Source organism: Rhodomicrobium sp. R_RK_3 (assembly GCF_002198715.1).
In the GTDB taxonomy this organism is placed as follows: domain Bacteria; phylum Pseudomonadota; class Alphaproteobacteria; order Rhizobiales; family Rhodomicrobiaceae; genus R-RK-3.
Genome location: NZ_MWLK01000039.1, coordinates 1 through 17,737, shown reverse-complemented (window position 1 = coordinate 17,737; position 17,737 = coordinate 1). Strand labels below are relative to the sequence as shown.

Sequence of the window (17,737 nt, the reverse complement as noted above, 5' to 3'; positions counted from 1 at the left end):
GGTGCGGCCATGAACCAGACGTCCTTCAGCGTGTCCTGCGTTCGCGTCCTCGCGCTAGGCCTGATGTTTTTCCTCTGCGCCGGCCACGCCGCCAGCGCGGATAATGAAGCCGTGCTGGTGCTCGACTATTCCAGCGCCATGTGGAGCAAGATCGCCGGCAGCCCGAAGATCACTACCTTGCGCGGCGCGATCGCGCCCGCGCTCAAGGAACAGGCGGGCAAGCTCAATCTCGGCGTCGTCGCCTTCGGCACCGCCAAGGGCAAGGCCTGCGACGCCGTCGAAACGCTGAAGAGCACGGGGACGATCACGCCCGATGCCGATTCGAAGGCGCTCGAGGCCGCCAATCCGAAAGGCTCCTCGCCGATCGCCTCGGCGATCACGGCGGCGGGCAAGCTCTTGAAGAGCCAGACCGGCGCGCAATCCGTCATCCTGGTCGCCGGCAGCGTCGATAGCTGCGAGGCCGATCCTTGCGCGGCGGCCAGCGACCTGAAGGAGAAATCCCCGCGCAGCATCGTCCACGTCATCGGCTTCGACGCCGAGGCGGACGACAAGCTGCAGGAATTGTCCTGCGTCGCCGAGCAGACCGGCGGCGTGTTCATGACGGCGGGCAATGCGGACGAGCTGCAAAACGCCTTGCAGCGCATCCTCAGGCTGGCGGCGGCCGGCAATAGCGAGGATGCCGACGGCAAGCCGGTGCCCGCCTTCCTGCCCCCCATCGGCGGCGTCGGCTCGCCCGGCGGCCAGCCCGCGACCTCGAAGGAGCCCGGCACGCTGACCCTCGCGGCGATCCTGGCGAAGGACACCCAGCCGCTGACCAGCGGCTTGACCTGGCGCATCTATGACGGCCGCGTCTACGACGATGGCAGCTACCGCCTGCTGTTCACCTTCCACGAGGCGCGCCCGACCGTCACCCTGACGCCGGGCGATTATCTGGTGAACTCCGCCTATGGCCGGGCCAACATCACCAAGCGGCTGACGGTCTGGCCGGAAAAGCGCCAGGAGGACGTGTTCAACCTGAATGCCGGCGGCCTTCGGCTCTACGCGACGCTCGCCAAGCAGCCGCTTTTGTCCGACCAGTCGCTGACCTTCGACATCTATTCGGAGGAGACCGACCAATATGGCAACCGCCGCAAGGTGATCGGCGGCGCCAAGCCCGGCATCATCATGCGGCTGAACAGCGGCACCTACCGGGTCGAGAGCTCCTATGGCGACAGCAACGCCGTGATGGAGGCCGACATCACGGTCGAGGCGGGCAAGCTGACCGAGGCCACCATCGACCATCAGGCCGGCAAGGTAACCTTCCGCCTGGTGCAGAAGCCCGGCGGCGAGGCGCTCGCCGACACGATCTGGAACATCTATGGCAGCGACGGGCAACTGGTGAAAAAGAGCGGCGGGGCGTTCCCCTCGCATGTGCTGGCGGCGGGCAATTACGAGGTCAAGGTCCAGCACAAGAATGGCGAGTTCGCCAAGAAATTCACCGTCGAGGCCGGGGATAAGAAGCAGGTCGAAGTGGTGATGCCGTAGGGCGGATGCGACTGGCCATACCGAGACGCCTACCGCACAGCCGTAATCCCCGCGAAAGCGGGGACCCAGTACTCCGCAGCATCCGCGGTTGAGCAGGGGCACCACGGCGAAATTTGCCCTTTACCGGGTCCCCGCTTTCGCGGGGATTACGAAAACCGTCGTCCCGGACGCCGCGAAAGCGGCGAGCCGGAATCCAATGGCCCATCCGCAAGCCCTGCGGCAAGAGGCGATGCGAGTGGGCCCCGGCTCTGACGGCCGGGGCGACGGCATTTGTTCTGTCATTCCCGCGAAGGCGGGAATCCAGCCGCGTCCACAACGGCCTCCTCAAGGATGCTGGATTCCCGCCTTCGCGGGAATGACAGCACGACTGAGGCGCCGACCGATTCCATCACCACCGCCCCCTAAAACTTCGCGCCCTGCCGCGTCGCCTCGGCGGCGTCTTCGGGGTCCATTTGGGCGGCGCGCAGGTCGGCGCCTTCGAAGAGGGCGCCGGTGAGGTCGGCGCCTTGCAGATTGGCCTCGGACAGATTGGCGCCACGCAGATCCGCCCCGCGCATGTCGATGCCGCCGACCGGGCCGCTGCTGATCGCCCCGGCCGGAACCGCGAATTTGGCCCGCCACAGATCGGCGCCGCGGAACACCGCCTTTTCCGCCCGCGCGCCGGCGAGATTGGTCTCGCGCAGGCTCGCCCAGGTGAGCAGCGCGCCGGTCAGGTCGGCATTGCGCATGTCGGAGCGGTCGAGCGTTGCATAGCGCAGATCGCGGCGGCGCAGATTGGCGCCCGCTTCCCCGGCTCCGGTCTCGGGACCGCCGGGCACCAGATCGGCGTCCGTCAGGATCAGATTACGGGCGAAGAAGCCGAGCGGCCGCCCGGACAGCGGGTCGATGCCGCGCTCGAACAGATAGGCCGTCGGCAGGAAAGCCTGGCGCGGCTCAGCGGCGGCCCCGACCACCGCGCCCGCATCGTCGAACGGCACCGGCGCGGGCATCAGAACCGTCATCACCCGGTCCATTTGTTCGTCTGGAATGGTGGCGACGCTGAGCGAGAAGAACATCGCGCCGACCATCAGGATGCCGGCCAGCAGGAAGCTGAAGGGGCGCTCGACGATGGTGCGGCCGAAACCGGAGACGAAGCTCGCCGTGGGATAGCGCATATAGACGGCGAAGATCGCCAGCAGCACGACGTCGAGCACCACATAGGCGCGCTGCGGCCAGGTCACGTCGAGGTTGTGAACGGGCAGGAACGAGGTCTGGAAATCCAGGAGCAGGATTACGGGCAGGAGGCCCAGTGTCTGCCAGGCGATCAAGGCCATGAAGAAGGCGAACAGGCCGCCGCGCGGGCCGCCGGCAATGAGCTGGGTGAAGAAATAGGAGTTGAGATGCATCCGGTGCCGGTGCGCGCGGAACAGGCTCGCGCCTTCGAAGATGGCGATGCGGCGATGCAGCTCGCGGCATTGCCGTGCGAGCTGGACATGCTGGATCAGCACCCCCAGATGCACCATCAGCGGGATCAGCGGCGCGAACAGGAAGAAGCCGGTCAGATTGACCTGCGCCTCGAGAATGGGCAGCGTCAGCGGCTTATCCAGCAGCAGGTCGCGGTGGCCGATGCCGGCGAGGGTAACGAAAAAATAAGCCTGCAAACCCAGGAAAAACAGCCAGCCCGCGCGGGTCGACGCGCTGGTGGCGTTGACCTCCTGCAGCAATTCCCGGAACCCGGCCTCGATCCGCTCGACCGTGGGGTCAATCAACGTCATGCCGAATTACTCCGCACCCAATAGGCATATGGTCACAAGCGGTGGTTTTGCGCAGTGAGAAACGCACTACACATTGTACCGCAACGATCTGCACCTAAATGCAAGGAGCAATCCACGAATTATCCGGGGGCAGAGACAAATCGTCCCGTGCCTTTTCCACGTCCCCTGCTAAATTGACAGCCATTCTGGTCTCGGGCTCTCCATGCAAAAGTTCATTTCCGTCCGCGGCGCGCGGGAGCACAATCTCAAGAACATCTCGCTGGACCTTCCGCGCGAGAAGCTTGTCGTCATCACCGGGCTGTCGGGCTCGGGCAAGTCGAGTTTGGCCTTCGACACCATCTATGCCGAAGGGCAGCGGCGCTATGTCGAGAGCCTGTCCGCCTATGCCCGGCAATTTCTCGAAATGATGCAGAAGCCCGATGTCGACGCCATCGAAGGGCTTTCGCCGGCGATCTCCATCGAGCAGAAGACCACCAGCCGCAATCCGCGCTCGACGGTCGGCACCGTCACCGAGATCTACGACTATATGCGGCTGCTGTTCGCCCGCGTCGGCGTGCCCTATTCGCCGGCGACCGGCCTGCCCATCGAGAGCCAGACCATTTCGCAGATGGTCGACCGCGTCATGGAGCTGCCCGAGGGCACCCGGCTCTATCTGCTCGCCCCGGTCATTCGCGGCCGCAAGGGCGAATATAAGAAGGAGCTGGCCGGCTTCATGAAGCGCGGCTTCCAGCGCGTGAAGATCGACGGCCAGTTCTATGAAATCGCCGACGCGCCGGCGCTCGACAAGAAGCTGAAGCACGATATCGACGTCGTCATCGACCGCATCGTCGTGCGCCCCGATCTCGGCAACCGGCTCGCCGACAGTTTTGAGACCGCGCTCGAGATCGCCGACGGCCTCGCCAGCGCCGAATTCCCGGACAAGCCGCTCGAAGCCAAGGCGATGAAGGGCGCGAACAAGTCGAAGAACGACACGCATGAGCGCCTGCTGTTCTCGCAGCGTTTCGCCTGCCCGGTCTCCGGCTTCACCATCGACGAGATCGAGCCGCGGCTGTTCTCCTTCAACAACCCGTTCGGCGCCTGTCCGAAATGCGATGGCCTCGGCACGGAACTGCAATTCGAAGCCTCCCTGGTCGTGCCCGACCCGTCGCTCTCGCTGCGCAAGGGCGCCGTGGTGCCCTGGGCGCGCACCGGCAACACCTCGCCCTATTACACCCAGACGCTCGACGCCCTCGCCAAGCATTATAAGGTCTCGATGAACGAGCCCTGGAGCGAGCTGCCGGAGAAGGTTCAGAACGCCATACTCTACGGCACCGGCAGCGAGGCGGTTACCTTCGTCTATGACGACGGGATGCGCACTTATAAGACCACCAAGCCGTTCGAGGGCGTCATCACCAATATCGAGCGGCGCTGGAAGGAAACCGATTCGGCCTGGGTGCGCGAGGAGCTGGGCCGTTACCAGTCCGACCACCCCTGCGACGCCTGCAACGGCTTTCGGCTGAAGCCGCAGGCGCTGGCGGTGAAGATCGCCGGGCTGCATATCGGCGAAGTCTCGCGCATGTCGATCCGCGAGGCGGGCGAATGGTTCGCCGCGCTGCCGGAGAAGCTGACGGCCAAGCAGAACGAGATCGCCACGCGCATCCTCAAGGAAATCCGCGACCGGCTGAAATTTTTGAACGATGTCGGGCTGGACTATCTCGCCCTGTCGCGCAATTCCGGCACGCTGTCGGGCGGCGAGAGCCAGCGCATCCGCCTTGCCTCGCAGATCGGCTCGGGGCTGACCGGCGTGCTCTATGTGCTGGACGAGCCCTCCATCGGCCTGCACCAGCGCGACAACGCGCGGCTGCTGGAAACGCTCAAGCACCTGCGGGATCTCGGCAATTCGGTCATCGTCGTCGAGCATGACGAGGAGGCGATTTTGCTCGCCGACCACGTCGTCGATATCGGCCCCGGCGCGGGCGTGCATGGCGGCGAGATCATCGCCGAGGGCATCCCGGAAAAGATCATGGCGACGCCGTCGAGCCTGACCGGCCAATATCTCAGCGGTGCGCGGCAGGTCTCGGTGCCGAAGCAGCGGCGCAAGGCTGCCAAGGGCAATCATCTGCGCGTCATCGGCGCGACCGGCAACAATCTGAAGAACGTCACCGCCGACATCCCGCTCGGCACGCTGACGGCGGTCACCGGCGTCTCGGGCGGCGGCAAGTCCACCTTGCTGATCGAGACCGTCTATAAGGCGGTCGCCCGGCGGCTGAACGGCGCGCGCGAGGCCCCGTCGCATTTCGAGGACATCCAGGGGCTCGACCATCTCGACAAGGTCATCGACATCGACCAGTCGCCCATCGGCCGCACGCCGCGCTCCAACCCGGCCACCTATACCGGCGCCTTCACGCCCATCCGCGACTGGTTCGCCGGGCTGCCGGAGGCCAAGGCGCGCGGCTATCTGCCGGGCCGCTTCTCCTTCAACGTCAAGGGCGGCCGCTGCGAAGCCTGCCAGGGCGACGGCGTCATCAAGATCGAGATGCACTTTTTGCCCGACGTGTACGTCACCTGCGACGTCTGCAAGGGCAAGCGCTACAACCGCGAGACGCTGGAGATCCATTTCCGCGGCAAGTCGATCGCCGACGTGCTGGACATGACGGTGGAGGAGGCGGCGGAGTTCTTCAAGGCGGTGCCTGCCGTGCGTGACAAGATGGCGACCCTGGCGCGGGTCGGCCTGGGCTACATCAAGGTCGGCCAACAGGCGACGACGCTGTCCGGCGGCGAGGCCCAGCGCATTAAGCTGGCCAAGGAGCTGTCGAAGCGCGCGACGGGCCGGACGCTGTACATATTGGACGAGCCGACCACGGGCCTGCATTTCCACGACGTGGCGAAGCTGCTGGAAGTGCTGCACGAGCTGGTCGATGCCGGCAATACCGTCGCGGTTATCGAGCACAATCTCGAGGTCATCAAGACGGCCGACTGGGTGATCGACATGGGCCCGGAAGGCGGCGACGGCGGCGGCCGCATCGTTGCCGAGGGGACGCCCGAGCAGATCGCCAAGGTGAAGGAAAGCTATACGGGTCAGTTTTTGGCCGAGCTGCTGGCGAGAAGGCCGATGAAGAGGGCGCAGGCGGCGGAGTGACAGCCGCAAGCCGTCCTCCGAAGCCGATTAGTGGCGATCATCAAAAAGCGGCAAGCAGCCAATGGCCAATCCCAAGCGCATCGCCCTCGTCGGCGATTATAATCCCGGCGTCACCGCGCATATTGCGATCCCCCGAGCGATAGACATCGCCGCATCGAGCACAGGATATCCCACCACAGGAGTGTGGGTCGCGACGACCGCATTGCAGCACACAGCGGAAGCGTTGAAGGACTTCGACGCCGTTTGGTGTGTTCCCGCCAGCCCCTATGCCAGCATGGACGGCGCGCTGAGAGGCATTCGGCACGCACGCGAAACCGGAATGCCGTTCCTCGGCACCTGCGGCGGATACCAGCACGGCATTCTGGAATTCGCCCGCAATGTCCTCGGTTACGCCATGGCGGACAATGCCGAAGTCAATCCGGACGCCGAAATGCCGCTGGTCGCGCCGCTGACCTGCGCTCTGGTGGAGCAGCACGGAGAGATCGAGTTCGTGGCCGGATCGCAGATCGCCAAGATCCACGGCGTGACGCGGGTCACGGAGAAATATCATTGCAGCTACGGCGTCGCCCATCGGTATGTCGGCCTGTTCGATGACAGCGCTCTCGATTTTACGGGCTTCGACCCGAACGGGGAGCCGCGGGCTTTCGAGGTGAGATCGCACCCCTTCTTCATCGGGACCGCCTATCAGCCCGAGCGCTCCGCCCTCGCAGGCGTGGAACATCCGCTGATTCATGCCTTCGTCTCGGCAACAGCAGACAGGTTCCCGTTTGCGGACGCTGATCGATAATGAAGTCGGATCTCCCCCACCAAATCCGGTGAATCCCCAGCACAATCACTGTTGCCGAATAGCCGCAGATCAGGCTACGGTGGGCCTCTGCCTTGGAGACCCGCGAGCATGAGCGAAGCCTTTGTGACGCATGAGGAGTTCAAACGCCTCGAAACGCGCGTCAGCAGCGTCGAGCAGGAAGCGGACGGCGAGAAAATGCTGTCCCGCTACATTCTCAACCAGTCCCGCCAGAATGGCGACGATCTCGCGGTGCTCAAGACGCGGATGGACCGGCTGGAATCGAAGGTCGACCGGGTAGAGGCCGAGCTCAGCTCCTTGCGCAAGGACGTGACCTCGTTGCGCGGCGAACTCCCCGCCATCATTGCCGAGACGATGCGCGAAGTGCTGCGCGAGCATGGCCGCCGCTAGGTGTGGACAGCTCGGAATCACCGGCGCTGTAAGATTGCATTAACCGCTTGAGTGAAATCCCCTGCGTCGAAGCGCCGACTCCGCACCTCGACCGCCGCGTCCCTCCCTCATTACCCAGTCAATCCGTCCAGTCGTCCGCGAAAAAGCCGTTGAACGGCTGACCGCCAATCATGCGGCAAATGCCGCCAGGACCCGCCCCGACAGGCAATTCAGCCTCCCGCAAGCCTGCGCCAAACCCGCTGATTCGCGACAATTTCTCGCATTTTTCGCTACCTTCGCGCGAATTAACGAATGCGAGCAACCGTTTAACATTCCCGTTTTGCGAAGCGTGATTTCGCTGTTACACTTTAGTGGAGTGACCGGGTCCTTAGAGACCCGTCAAAGGGTCGAAATGTCCAAGGCCGGCACGATACGCGGCGATAGACGAGCCGCATGACGGCTTAGACTTTTGAAGATTAGGCCGTTCAGGCGATCGCCGCGCGATGAGATGAAACCTCAACGTGGTAGACGCTATGATCGGATCGACATCCCGCATGCTCTTTGCTGCCCTGGCATTATTTTCCTTAACCTCCACAGCATACGCCCATGACAGTTGGATTTCCCGTGGCGGCTTTCGCGGTCCGCAAAACGGGGAATGGTGCTGCGGCGCTGCCGACTGCTCGGTCGTGCCCTCTTCGGCGGTCAAAGTCGGCGGTGCCGGCTTCGAGCTGACGCCGACGCAGGAGACGGTTCCCTACAAGGAAGCGCTGCCCAGTGTCGACGGCCAATATTGGCGCTGCCACCGGCCGAACGGCACCCGCCGGTGCTTCTTTGCTCCCATCAGTGCGTTCTAGACCCTAGCGAGTAGGGGGAACTCGGCCGGCGTCCGCCTCCGGCCGGGGCCAACCGCAATCGAAGTGTTCTCGGTGACCGGCGCCACTGCGCCCAGGCCCGGCGCAGGCGGAACTTTGCGCCGCCGCGGATTGTTGCATCGGCCACTCGTGCCACATCGCAACGGAGCCGGCGACATGAATTATGTTGAACTTCAGCCTTGGATCGCCCTTGTTTTCGGCGTGCTGATCCTGCTGGTGCCGCAGATCCTGAACTACCTCGTTGCCGCCTATCTGATCTTGATCGGGATCGCCGGCCTGTCCGCCCATTTCGGCGGCGCAATACCGACCTGACGGCCAATTCTGCCCACAGCCTTGTTGCGGGGCAAGGTTTTCCGCTCTCGCCGCGCGGGCGAAGGGGGTTTATGTTGCTACGCACAAATTAAGGACAATTACAGCAAATTTGGATAGGGTAGGCATTCGGCAGGCCCTTGCGAGCGGTGACACCATGAGCCTATTTGCACGCCTTTGGCGCAACAGCGTGACGACCACATTCCTGGCGGGCCTCGTGCTGCTGCTGCCGGTCGTCCTGACCATCATCATCATCGCCTGGATCATCGATGTGCTGAAGGCGGCGCTGGGGCCGGGATCGTTCCTGGGCAATCTGCTGACCAGCGGCGGCTCGACCATCATCGGCCCCGGCTACGATACGCTGGCTTTCTTCCTGGGCATTTTGATCGCCTTCGTCGGCATCTGGTTCCTCGGCGTCATCGCCCGGAGCGCGGCGCAGAAGACCATCGAGCGCGCCATCGACCGCATCTTCACCAAGCTGCCGATCATCCGCACCATCTACAATCCCGTCTCGCGCGTCGTCCGCCTCGCCACCGACAAGAGCGCCGGCGATTTCACCGGCATGGCGGTGGTGTCCTGCCGCTTCGGCGGCCAGAACGGCGTCGACGTGCTGGCGCTGCTCGCCAATCAGGAGACCTATTATATCGGCGGCGAGCCGCGCAAGATGGTCTACCTGCCCACCGCGCCGATCCCGATGTCCGGCGGCCTCGTCATGGTGCCGCAGAACTGCGTCATCCCGGTGCCGGAGATGAAGGTCGACGATCTCCTGCGGATCTATTTCTCGCTCGGCGCGCTCGCGCCCGACAGCATGCCGCATAGGCTGAAGAAGCCAGGCGAAGCGGCGATCCCGGCCGGCGTCCCGGTCATTGACCCGGCCGCGCCGAAATTCCTCGCCTCGCAGGACGCGGCGGAATAGTCAGACGACGCCCGCCGCCTCGTCATAGCCGTCGCCGGCGAACATGCGGCGGATGTCGACCGTCGAGCGTTCACCGATGGCGTCGAAATTGAGCTCCAGCCAATCCGCAGCCGCCTTCTGGCCGATCTCGAACAGATGCTGCAGGAAGGCCCGCTCGATATTGAACTTGCTCGAGGCGCCATAGGCCGCCGCCGCCTGTTGCTCGCCGATGATGTGGATGTTCAGCCGCCGGTATCGCTCCGGATCGAGCCGGCCCTCATCCAGCATCCGGCGTACGAAATCCACCGAGCGCAGTTCGCTCAGCAGGCTGGCATTGAACGAGATCTCGTTGATCCGGTTCATGATTTCATGCGCCGTGCGCGGCACCTCCTTGCGCTCCAGCGGATTGATCTGGACGATCAGGATGTCGTTTGAGCGGCTGGCATAGAAGAACGGGAACAGCGCCGGGTTGCCGGTATAGCCGCCGTCCCAATAATACTGTCCGTCGACCTCAACGGCCTTGAACAGGGTCGGCAGGCAGGCCGAGGCCATCACAGCGTCGAGCGACAATTCCGGGCAGCCGAAGACGCGCACGCGGCCGGTCTGCACGTTGGTCGCCGAGACGAACAGCTTGGGCGCGCCGCAGCTCCGCACCAGGTCGAAATCGACCAGCCGCCCGACAATGTCGCGCAGCGGATTGATGTCGAGCGGATTGAAATCATAGGGCGACGCGCTGCGGGTGAAGGCGTCGAAGAACAGGTAGCCGAGCGAGCTGTCGAGGCTCCAATCGCCCGAGAGCACGCTGAGCGGACCGCGCTGGATCGGGCTGAGCCGCGCCGCCCGCCCGATCTCGTCCCAGAGCAGTTTGAGCCGCTCGCGCGCGCCCTCGGGGCCGCCCCGCATCAGCCCGTCGGCGAGCACGACGGCGTTGATGGCGCCGGCGCTGGTGCCGCTGATGGCCTCGATCGCGATGCGGCTGTCGGCGAGGAAGCGGTCGAGCACGCCCCAGGTGAAGGCGCCATGCGCCCCGCCGCCTTGCAGCGCCAGATTGATCGGCTTCGCCCCCTTCGCCGCCGCCGGATCCGCGACGACGGTCATTGCGCGGTCCAGCCTCCATCGATGGGCAGCGCCGCGCCGGTGATCGAGGCTGCTTCGTCGCCGCACAGGAATACGGCCAGCGCGCCGATCTGCTCGGTGGTGACGAATTGCTTGGTTGGCTGCACGCCGAGAATGACGTCGCGCTTAACCGCCTCCTCGGAGATGCCGCGCGCCTTGGCCTGGTCGGGGATCTGCTTCTCGACGAGGGGGGTGAGCACATAACCCGGACAGATGGCGTTGGCGGTGATGCCGTGCTCGGCGGTCTCCAGCGCCACGCTCTTGGTCAGGCCGATCATGCCGTGCTTGGCCGCCACATAGGCCGATTTGAACGGCGAGGCGACCAGCCCATGCGCCGAGGCGAGATTGATGATGCGGCCCCAGCCGCGCGCCTTCATGCCCGGCAGGGCGTGGCGGATGAGGTGGAAGGCGCTCGACAGATTGATGGCGATGATGGCGTCCCATTTGTCGGCCGGGAATTCCTCGACCGGGGCGACGAACTGGATGCCGGCATTGCTGACGGCCACATCGACCGCGCCGAATTGCTCCTCCGCCGCCTTGACCAGCGCGCCGATCTCCTCGGGCTTGGTCATGTCGGCGCCGTGGTAACCGATCTTGACGCCGTATTGATCGGCGAGGCGGCGGCGGATGGCCTCGATCTCGTCCGGCGAGCCGAAACCGTTCAGCATGACGTTCATGCCGCTTTTGGCGAAAGCTTCCGCCATCCCCAGTCCGATGCCGCTGGTCGACCCGGTGACGATGGCACTTTTATTTTTGCTCATGCGAAAACTCCGGCTGCTGGTGATGCGCTCACGCCCGTTATGACTATGAACCGGCAGCAAATACCAGCCAACCCCTCTGCACTCAAAATTTTGTGCACCGCAAAAGCAAGTGGGACCGGTTGGGGCGCGATCTTGAACAAACCAGGAACAGAACCTATTATCACCGGAAAGCAGGCGGAACCGGCGCGCAGCGCGCGCGCTTCTCGTCAAACGGCGAAAGCTTCGCCAGCAGGATTTGTCGGATGGATCATAAGTTGCACGCCCCAAGCCGCAAAAGCGACCCGCCGGCCCAGGCCGAGTTCGCGCTCGGCGGACCGGCCGCTCCCGCCCGGGCGACGCTCGACGCCTTGCGTGCCGAAGCGGCGCAATGCCGGCGTTGCCCGCTCTGGGAGCCGGCGACGCAAACCGTTTTCGGCGAGGGACCGGCGGATGCCGCCATGATGGTCGTCGGCGAGCAGCCGGGCGATCAGGAGGATCTGGCGGGCCATCCCTTTGTGGGACCGGCGGGCGCTGTGTTCGACAAGGCGCTCGGCGCGGCGGACATCGACCGGGCGGGGATCTATGTCACCAATGCCGTGAAGCACTTCAAATTCGAGCCGCGCGGCAAGAGACGGCTGCACCAGACGCCCAATCCGAACGAGATCAAGGCCTGCCGCTGGTGGCTGGAGCAGGAAGTGCGGCTCATCAGGCCGCGCGTGATCGTGGCGATGGGCGCGACCGCTGCCCGCAGCGTTCTCGGCCGCGCCGTCCGGCTGATGGCCGAGCGCGGCAAGCCGATCCCGGGCGAGCACGGCGCGGTGGTGCTGACGGTGCATCCGTCCTATTTGCTGCGCCTGCCCGACGAGACCGCCAAGCGCGAGCAATACGACGCCTTCGTCCGCGACCTGCGCGAAGCGGCGAGGCTGGCGCGGGGGTGAGGTTCGCGCGGAATTTAGCTTGGGGGATGGAGTAGAACCCTATCGCGATGCGCGACGGATCGCTCTCTCTCCCATGGATGACCTTTGCGCGTCGCTTGGGCATCTCCACCCGTCGTCCCGGGCGACCGTCAGGCCGAACCGGGATCCACTCGCGGATCGGCCAGCACCGTGCCAGAGGAGAGGCAAGTAGCCCCGGCTCTGGCAGTTTGCAAAGGTCTTCATTTGGAGAGGGCTGGAACGAGGGTTACAAACCATCGGAGAGGCATTCCCCCCTCACCCGCGCGCTAACCTCTCACAGTCGGAGATGGGAAGGGCCGTGCCTCTGGTTTTGTGCGGAGATCCCATAAGTCTGGGCAGGAGCGATTCAGCGCTCCCGTCATCCCCTCGACGTGCCTTCGGCGAGGCGGTCGACCTCAACCCCAGCGTCAGGCCGGCGGCGGGCCGAAGACCAGGGCCGCGTTCAGGCCGCCGAAGGCGAAGGAGTTCGACATGGCGTAGGTGATCTCGCGGGAGCGGCCTTCATTCGGCGTATAGTCGAGGTCGCATTCCTCGCCCGGCTCGTCGAAGCCGATGGTGGCGGGGACGAAATTCTCCGAGATCGCCTTGATGCAGGCCACCGCCTCGACGCCGCCGCCCGCGCCCAGGCAATGGCCGTGCATCGACTTGGTCGAGGACACCGAGACCTTGTCCGCGTCCTTGCCGAAGACGCGGCGGATGGCGCGCGTTTCGTTGATGTCATTGACCGTAGTGGCCGTGCCATGCGCGTTGATATAGTCGATGTCGCCGGGCGCGAGCCGCGCATCGTCGAGCGCGATCTGCATCGCCACGGACGGGCCTTCGATGGACGGATTGACCATGTCGGCCGCATCGGACGTCATGCCGAAGCCGACCAGTTCGGCGAGCGGCGTCGCGCCGCGCGCCAGGGCGTGCTCCAGTTCCTCCAGCACCAGGATACCGGCGCCCTCGGCCAGCACGGTGCCGTTGCGGTGCTTGGAGAAGGGCCAGCAGCCTTCCGGCGAGAGCACGCGCATCGCCTGCCAGGAGCGCATCGAGCCGAAGGTCACGCAGGCTTCGGACGCGCCGGCAATGCCGATATCGACCATCCCGGCCCGGATCATCTGGAAGGTCAGGCCGATGGCGTGCGCCGCCGTGGAGCAGGCGCTGACGGTGCCGAAGCAGGGGCCCTTCATGCCATATTCGATGCTGACATGGGCCGCCGCCGACGAGCCGATGCTGCGCAGCAGCGTCAGCGGATGGGTGGCCTTCTTCTTATGGATGAAGAGATCGACATAGCCGTTCTCGATGGTGCCCAGCCCGCCGATGCCGGAGCCGATGATCGAGGCGGCGCGATGCCCGTCCGACACCGGGCCGTCATAGCCCGCCTGCTTCATCGCCTCGATGGCGGCCGAGCCGGCAAATTGCGAATAGCGGTCGGCGAGCATGAAGGGCTTCGACGGACAGCGCTCGCGCGGGTCGAAATCCTTCACCTCGCCGGCGATGGTGATATAGAGATCCTGCAGCGGAATATTGGTGATCGGCCCGATGCCGCAAACGCCGCGCCGCATATTCGCCCAGAATGTGTCGACCCCGATGCCGATGGCCGAGACCACACCCTGACCGGTAATGACCACCCGTCTTGCCCCGTTGGGCCCTGCCATGCCGTGCCTATGATGTCGAAAAAGCGCCCGTGAGGCGGGATGGACGTATCAGGCGGCCGCGCCGGCGGCGCCCTTGTCACCGATCAACGATTTGACGCGCTCGACGACGGAGCCGACCGTCGCGAAATCCTGCATCTCTTCATTGGCGTTGTAGGGAATCTGGATGCCGAACGTGTCTTCGATGTCGAATACGATCACGGCCAGATCGAGCGACTCGATTTCGAGATCGCTGAGCTTGGTGTCCAGAGCGATCGTTTCCGGCGGCTCCTTCATGTTCTTCTTGAGAATACTGACAATCTTGTTGGCTACGTCGTCCATCGTCCTCTCCGTGCCCTTCCCAATCGAGGGCCAGTGTATGCCGCTTTCGCCGGATGCGGTCCGGGGAGCATCGTAGCCCCCCAGATAAACGCAAATTTGCGGGGTGTCCAGGGCTTCGTCCGCCTTGTCCGAGGATTGGTTAGCACCCGTTCGCCCCCGTCACAGCGGATTTTCAGGCGTTCACCGAGCGGCCCGCAAGCTCCGGCTCCTCGGGTCGGTATGCCCTCGCCGCCAGATAGCCGACGATGAGGAAAACCACCAGCCCGATGGCTTCGGCGATGGCGAATGGCGGCTCCGACTGGGTCGGCGCGGCGGCCCGCAGCACCTCGATCTTGGCGAAGGATTGGGCGATGCCGACAAAGACGAGCAGATAGAGGCTGGCGACGATGCCGGCCGCATAGATCCAGCGCCAGCTCCCGGTCAGGGCCGTGAAGTAACCTGCATAGATAGTAACCGCCAGGATCACCAGCGCAATCGCGCCGACCACATGCGACGGCTTCAGCCCGTAGAAGGTGAAGCCGAAGCCGGTGGCGCTCGTGCCGACGGCAGTCAGCAGAAACAGAATGGTGAAGATCTGCGGCAGGCGGATGTTGAACAGCGCCGCGACGGCCAGCACGCCGGTTGCGATGGCGGCCAGACTCAACAGGCTGTGAATGGTGGTGAACGTGTCGAAGAACATGATGTCTCTCCCAATTGAGCCTCGCGATTGGCGCCGGACGGAACTGGGGTCTGTTCCGGGATCGCGAATCGGATCGGCCCCCCGCTCGTCATTGCCCTGCCCCCGGCCTGCATTATGGCAGCTTTGCGCGATCTGGCGAATTCCATTCCTGCACGGAATTCATGCGGGCGCGGGCGGGCCGTCATCACAGCGTCGCGGGAGCCTGGCAAACTCCCCGGCCCTTGAGCGCTCTTCAGGCGCGGAATGATTGCCATCGGCGGCGAAAAGCCGAATAATCGCTGCCGGGTCTTTGCGGCTCGCCCGCATCTGAGGAAACGCCCATAAAACGAGGAAATAATGGACCCGAATCGCGCAGACGTTCGAGCTAATGGCGTCGAGCGGGCAACGCCTCCCGCGCGTTATCCATGGCTGAAAACCTATCCCAAGGATGTCGACTGGCATGCGCGGCTCGAGCCGGCGCCGCTGCATTCGCTGCTGGAGAAAACTGCCGCCGCCTATCCGGACCGGGCGTGCTGCACGTTCTTTGGCAAGGCGCTGACCTATGCGCAGGTCGATGCGCTGTCGAGCCGGGTGGCCGAGGGGCTGCAGAAGCGCGGCGTCAAGAAAGGCGTCAATGTCGGGCTGCTGCTGCCCAACACACCGACCTACATCATCTTCTATTTCGGCATTCTGAAAGCGGGCGGCACGGTCGTCAATTTCAACCCTCTCTATACGGTCGAGGAGCTCACGCATCAGGCGCGCGACGCCCGGCTGCACATGATGGTGACGCTCGATCTGAAGGCGCTGTTCCCGAAAGCCGAGGCGCTGGTCGCCAGCGGCGCGATCGGCTCGGCGGTGATCTGCCCGTTCCCGCGGCTTCTGCCGGCGCTGCAATCGATCCTGTTCAGGCTGTTCAAGCGCAAGGATCTGGCCGACTGGCGTGCCTCGCCCCAGGCCGCCAAGCTGATCGCCTATGATGACGTGATCGCCAATCCGGGCAAGCCGGCGCCCGTCGCCATCGATCCGCTGAACGATGTCGCGGTGCTGCAATATACCGGGGGCACCACAGGCGGCCCGAAGGGCGCCATGCTCACCCACGCCAATCTTTACGTGAATGCCTGGCAGTCCGTGTTCTGGGCGCATACGCTGAAGCCGGGCGAGGAGCGGGTGATGGCCATCCTGCCCTTCTTCCACGTCTTCGGCATGACGACGGTGCTCAACCTGGGCGTGGCTATCGCCGCGACTCTGACGCTGGTGCCGAAATTCGAGCTGAATGCCGGGTTGAAGCTGATCCGCGAGACCCGGCCAACCGTGATGCCCGGCGTGCCGACCCTCTATAATGCGCTGATGCATGCCCACTCGCTGAAGCCCGGCGACCTGTCCTCGCTGAAATTCTGCATCTCGGGCGGCGCCCCGTTGCCGATGGAGATCAAGCGCGGCTTCGAGCGAATCTCCGGCTGCGCGCTGGTCGAGGGCTATGGCCTGTCGGAATCCTCGCCGGTCGCCACCTGCAATCCGGTCTCGGGCGCCAACAAGGAAGGCTCGATCGGCATTCCGATCCCCGGCACGCGCATCTCGATCCGCTCGCTGGACGACCCGGCCGTGGAAATGCCGCTCGGCGAGACCGGCGAGGTCTGCATCGGCGGGCCGCAGGTGATGAAGGGCTATTGGCAGCGCCCGAAGGAGACCGCAGACGCCATGGTGGGCGAGTTCCTGCGCACCGGCGATGTCGGCTATATGGATGTCGAGGGCTATACGTTCATCGTCGACCGGATGAAGGACATCATCATCTGCTCCGGCTTTAACGTTTATCCGCGCACCATCGAGGAGGCGATCTACCAATTCCCCGGCGTCGAGGAGGTGACCGTGCTCGGCATCCCCGACAGCTATCGCGGCGAGGCGCCCAAGGCCTATATCAAGCTGAAGGCGGGCGTAACGGCGACCAAGGCCGAGCTGTTGAAATTCCTGGAGCCGAAACTCTCCAAGATCGAGATGCCGTCCGAGGTCGAATTCCGCGACGAGTTGCCCAAGACGCTGATCGGGAAGCTGTCGAAGAAGGAGCTGCGCGCCGAAATGAAGGCCAATGGTAAAGTCTAAACCGGAAGCGGCGGCGGCCCCCGCCGTCCGGCAGGACGCCCCGCTCTACAGCATCGGCGATCTCTCGGCCGAGTTCGGCATTTCGACCCGCGCCATCCGCTTCTACGAGTCGAAGGGGCTGCTGGCGCCGAGCCGCGTCGGCAGCAACCGCATCTACACCAAGCGCGACCGGGCGCGGCTGATCATCGTGCTGCGCGGCAAGCGGCTCGGGTTCAGCCTCGAGGAGATCTCCGAATATCTCAACCTTTACGACGCCGACCCGAACCAGATCGAGCAGACCCGGCGGCTCCTGAAGAGCGTCGAGAGCTCGATTGCCGAGCTGAGCGGCAAGCAGCGCGACATCGACCAGGCCCTGCAGGAGCTGCGCGAAATCCGCGACCAGTGCATCGCGCTGCTGAAGGTTTAGGGCAAATCGGCTTCGCGCCCCTGGCGATTGCCCCTTGGCGACCTCGGCGCTATTCCGATCAGCAGCCGATTCCCTCTCCCATAGGAGACCTTTGCGTATCGAAGGTCCTCTCCCCGTCGTCCCGGACGGCCGTCAGGCCGAGCCGGGACCCAATCATATT

15 protein-coding genes and 1 pseudogene are annotated in these 17,737 nt (G+C 64.5%); 10 read left to right on the top strand and 6 right to left on the bottom strand.

The window, feature by feature from the left end:
- Window positions 1-9: 9 nt before the first annotated feature.
- Entirely contained in the window at window positions 10-1,524 is a 1,515-nt protein-coding gene (locus BLEFHOIH_RS25190) for a hypothetical protein (RefSeq protein WP_088348827.1), read from the top strand.
- 401 nt (window positions 1,525-1,925) lie between these two features.
- Here the strand turns inward: BLEFHOIH_RS25190 and BLEFHOIH_RS25185 are convergent, their stop codons facing one another.
- Window positions 1,926-3,278, bottom strand: a complete 1,353-nt coding sequence (locus tag BLEFHOIH_RS25185) for a pentapeptide repeat-containing protein (RefSeq protein WP_088348826.1) — start codon at window positions 3,276-3,278, stop codon at window positions 1,926-1,928.
- A 202-nt stretch (window positions 3,279-3,480) separates the two neighbouring features.
- Here BLEFHOIH_RS25185 and uvrA point away from each other — a divergent pair, with 202 nt between their 5' ends.
- The 6 genes from uvrA (at window position 3,481) to BLEFHOIH_RS25160 (ending at window position 9,667) form a co-directional block, all read left to right on the top strand.
- Window positions 3,481-6,396: an excinuclease ABC subunit UvrA gene (uvrA, locus tag BLEFHOIH_RS25180; RefSeq protein ID WP_088348825.1), complete on the top strand. Its 2,916-nt coding sequence runs from the start codon at window positions 3,481-3,483 to the stop codon at window positions 6,394-6,396.
- Between the two features lie 61 nt (window positions 6,397-6,457).
- Window positions 6,458-7,183 carry a hypothetical protein gene (locus BLEFHOIH_RS25175; RefSeq protein WP_088348824.1) on the top strand — a complete coding sequence of 242 codons (726 nt, stop codon included), beginning with the start codon at window positions 6,458-6,460 and terminating at the stop codon, window positions 7,181-7,183.
- A gap of 108 nt (window positions 7,184-7,291) precedes the next feature.
- On the top strand, window positions 7,292-7,591 hold the full coding sequence (locus BLEFHOIH_RS25170; RefSeq protein ID WP_088348823.1) for a hypothetical protein: 300 nt from the start codon (window positions 7,292-7,294) through the stop codon (window positions 7,589-7,591).
- Window positions 7,592-8,103: 512 nt separating this feature from the next.
- Window positions 8,104-8,424: a hypothetical protein gene (locus BLEFHOIH_RS26465; protein ID WP_125461888.1), complete on the top strand. Its 321-nt coding sequence runs from the start codon at window positions 8,104-8,106 to the stop codon at window positions 8,422-8,424.
- A gap of 174 nt (window positions 8,425-8,598) precedes the next feature.
- Complete coding sequence (locus BLEFHOIH_RS25165; RefSeq protein ID WP_088348822.1) at window positions 8,599-8,754, top strand: DUF3096 domain-containing protein; 156 nt, start codon at window positions 8,599-8,601, stop codon at window positions 8,752-8,754.
- Between the two features lie 187 nt (window positions 8,755-8,941).
- Window positions 8,942-9,667, top strand: a complete 726-nt coding sequence (locus BLEFHOIH_RS25160; RefSeq protein WP_170937374.1) for a DUF502 domain-containing protein — start codon at window positions 8,942-8,944, stop codon at window positions 9,665-9,667.
- On the opposite strand, the gene BLEFHOIH_RS25155 is transcribed toward BLEFHOIH_RS25160, so the two are convergent.
- Together BLEFHOIH_RS25155 and BLEFHOIH_RS25150 are read right to left on the bottom strand one after the other, a co-directional pair.
- Entirely contained in the window at window positions 9,668-10,744 is a 1,077-nt protein-coding gene (locus BLEFHOIH_RS25155) for a patatin-like phospholipase family protein (protein WP_088348820.1), read from the bottom strand.
- Entirely contained in the window at window positions 10,741-11,523 is a 783-nt protein-coding gene (locus BLEFHOIH_RS25150; RefSeq protein ID WP_088348819.1) for a 3-hydroxybutyrate dehydrogenase, read from the bottom strand. The genes BLEFHOIH_RS25155 and BLEFHOIH_RS25150 overlap by 4 nt, the downstream gene beginning before the upstream one ends.
- A gap of 329 nt (window positions 11,524-11,852) precedes the next feature.
- On the opposite strand from BLEFHOIH_RS25150, the pseudogene BLEFHOIH_RS25145 reads away from it, so the two are divergent.
- Window positions 11,853-12,440: pseudogene (locus BLEFHOIH_RS25145) on the top strand (UdgX family uracil-DNA binding protein); the annotation flags it as partial.
- Window positions 12,441-12,865: 425 nt separating this feature from the next.
- Here the strand turns inward: BLEFHOIH_RS25145 and BLEFHOIH_RS25140 are convergent.
- The 3 genes from BLEFHOIH_RS25140 to BLEFHOIH_RS25130 form a co-directional block, all read right to left on the bottom strand.
- Window positions 12,866-14,098: a beta-ketoacyl-[acyl-carrier-protein] synthase family protein gene (locus tag BLEFHOIH_RS25140; RefSeq protein WP_088348817.1), complete on the bottom strand. Its 1,233-nt coding sequence runs from the start codon at window positions 14,096-14,098 to the stop codon at window positions 12,866-12,868.
- Window positions 14,099-14,146: 48 nt separating this feature from the next.
- Entirely contained in the window at window positions 14,147-14,416 is a 270-nt protein-coding gene (locus tag BLEFHOIH_RS25135) for an acyl carrier protein (RefSeq protein WP_088348816.1), read from the bottom strand.
- A 172-nt stretch (window positions 14,417-14,588) separates the two neighbouring features.
- Window positions 14,589-15,095: a hypothetical protein gene (locus tag BLEFHOIH_RS25130; RefSeq protein WP_088348815.1), complete on the bottom strand. Its 507-nt coding sequence runs from the start codon at window positions 15,093-15,095 to the stop codon at window positions 14,589-14,591.
- A 336-nt stretch (window positions 15,096-15,431) separates the two neighbouring features.
- On the opposite strand from BLEFHOIH_RS25130, the gene BLEFHOIH_RS25125 reads away from it, so the two are divergent.
- Both BLEFHOIH_RS25125 and BLEFHOIH_RS25120 read left to right on the top strand, forming a co-directional pair.
- Window positions 15,432-17,171 (top strand): long-chain fatty acid--CoA ligase, encoded by a 1,740-nt coding sequence (locus tag BLEFHOIH_RS25125; RefSeq protein ID WP_088348814.1) that lies wholly within the window; start codon window positions 15,432-15,434, stop codon window positions 17,169-17,171.
- Entirely contained in the window at window positions 17,158-17,577 is a 420-nt protein-coding gene (locus BLEFHOIH_RS25120) for a MerR family DNA-binding transcriptional regulator (protein WP_088348813.1), read from the top strand. Before BLEFHOIH_RS25125 ends, BLEFHOIH_RS25120 begins: the two co-directional genes overlap by 14 nt.
- Window positions 17,578-17,737: the final 160 nt, after the last annotated feature.

Bases quoted from the DNA above. Each gene is read 5' to 3' on its own strand.
- BLEFHOIH_RS25190 (WP_088348827.1), top strand. From the start codon at position 10: ATGAACCAGACGTCCTTCAGCGTGTCCTGCGTTCGCGTCCTCGCGCTA.
- BLEFHOIH_RS25185 (WP_088348826.1), bottom strand. From the start codon at position 3,278: ATGACGTTGATTGACCCCACGGTCGAGCGGATCGAGGCCGGGTTCCGG.
- uvrA (WP_088348825.1), top strand. From the start codon at position 3,481: ATGCAAAAGTTCATTTCCGTCCGCGGCGCGCGGGAGCACAATCTCAAG.
- BLEFHOIH_RS25175 (WP_088348824.1), top strand. From the start codon at position 6,458: ATGGCCAATCCCAAGCGCATCGCCCTCGTCGGCGATTATAATCCCGGC.
- BLEFHOIH_RS25170 (WP_088348823.1), top strand. From the start codon at position 7,292: ATGAGCGAAGCCTTTGTGACGCATGAGGAGTTCAAACGCCTCGAAACG.
- BLEFHOIH_RS26465 (WP_125461888.1), top strand. From the start codon at position 8,104: ATGATCGGATCGACATCCCGCATGCTCTTTGCTGCCCTGGCATTATTT.
- BLEFHOIH_RS25165 (WP_088348822.1), top strand. From the start codon at position 8,599: ATGAATTATGTTGAACTTCAGCCTTGGATCGCCCTTGTTTTCGGCGTG.
- BLEFHOIH_RS25155 (WP_088348820.1), bottom strand. From the start codon at position 10,744: ATGACCGTCGTCGCGGATCCGGCGGCGGCGAAGGGGGCGAAGCCGATC.
- BLEFHOIH_RS25150 (WP_088348819.1), bottom strand. From the start codon at position 11,523: ATGAGCAAAAATAAAAGTGCCATCGTCACCGGGTCGACCAGCGGCATC.
- BLEFHOIH_RS25140 (WP_088348817.1), bottom strand. From the start codon at position 14,098: ATGGCAGGGCCCAACGGGGCAAGACGGGTGGTCATTACCGGTCAGGGT.
- BLEFHOIH_RS25135 (WP_088348816.1), bottom strand. From the start codon at position 14,416: ATGGACGACGTAGCCAACAAGATTGTCAGTATTCTCAAGAAGAACATG.
- BLEFHOIH_RS25130 (WP_088348815.1), bottom strand. From the start codon at position 15,095: ATGTTCTTCGACACGTTCACCACCATTCACAGCCTGTTGAGTCTGGCC.
- BLEFHOIH_RS25125 (WP_088348814.1), top strand. From the start codon at position 15,432: ATGGACCCGAATCGCGCAGACGTTCGAGCTAATGGCGTCGAGCGGGCA.
- BLEFHOIH_RS25120 (WP_088348813.1), top strand. From the start codon at position 17,158: ATGGTAAAGTCTAAACCGGAAGCGGCGGCGGCCCCCGCCGTCCGGCAG.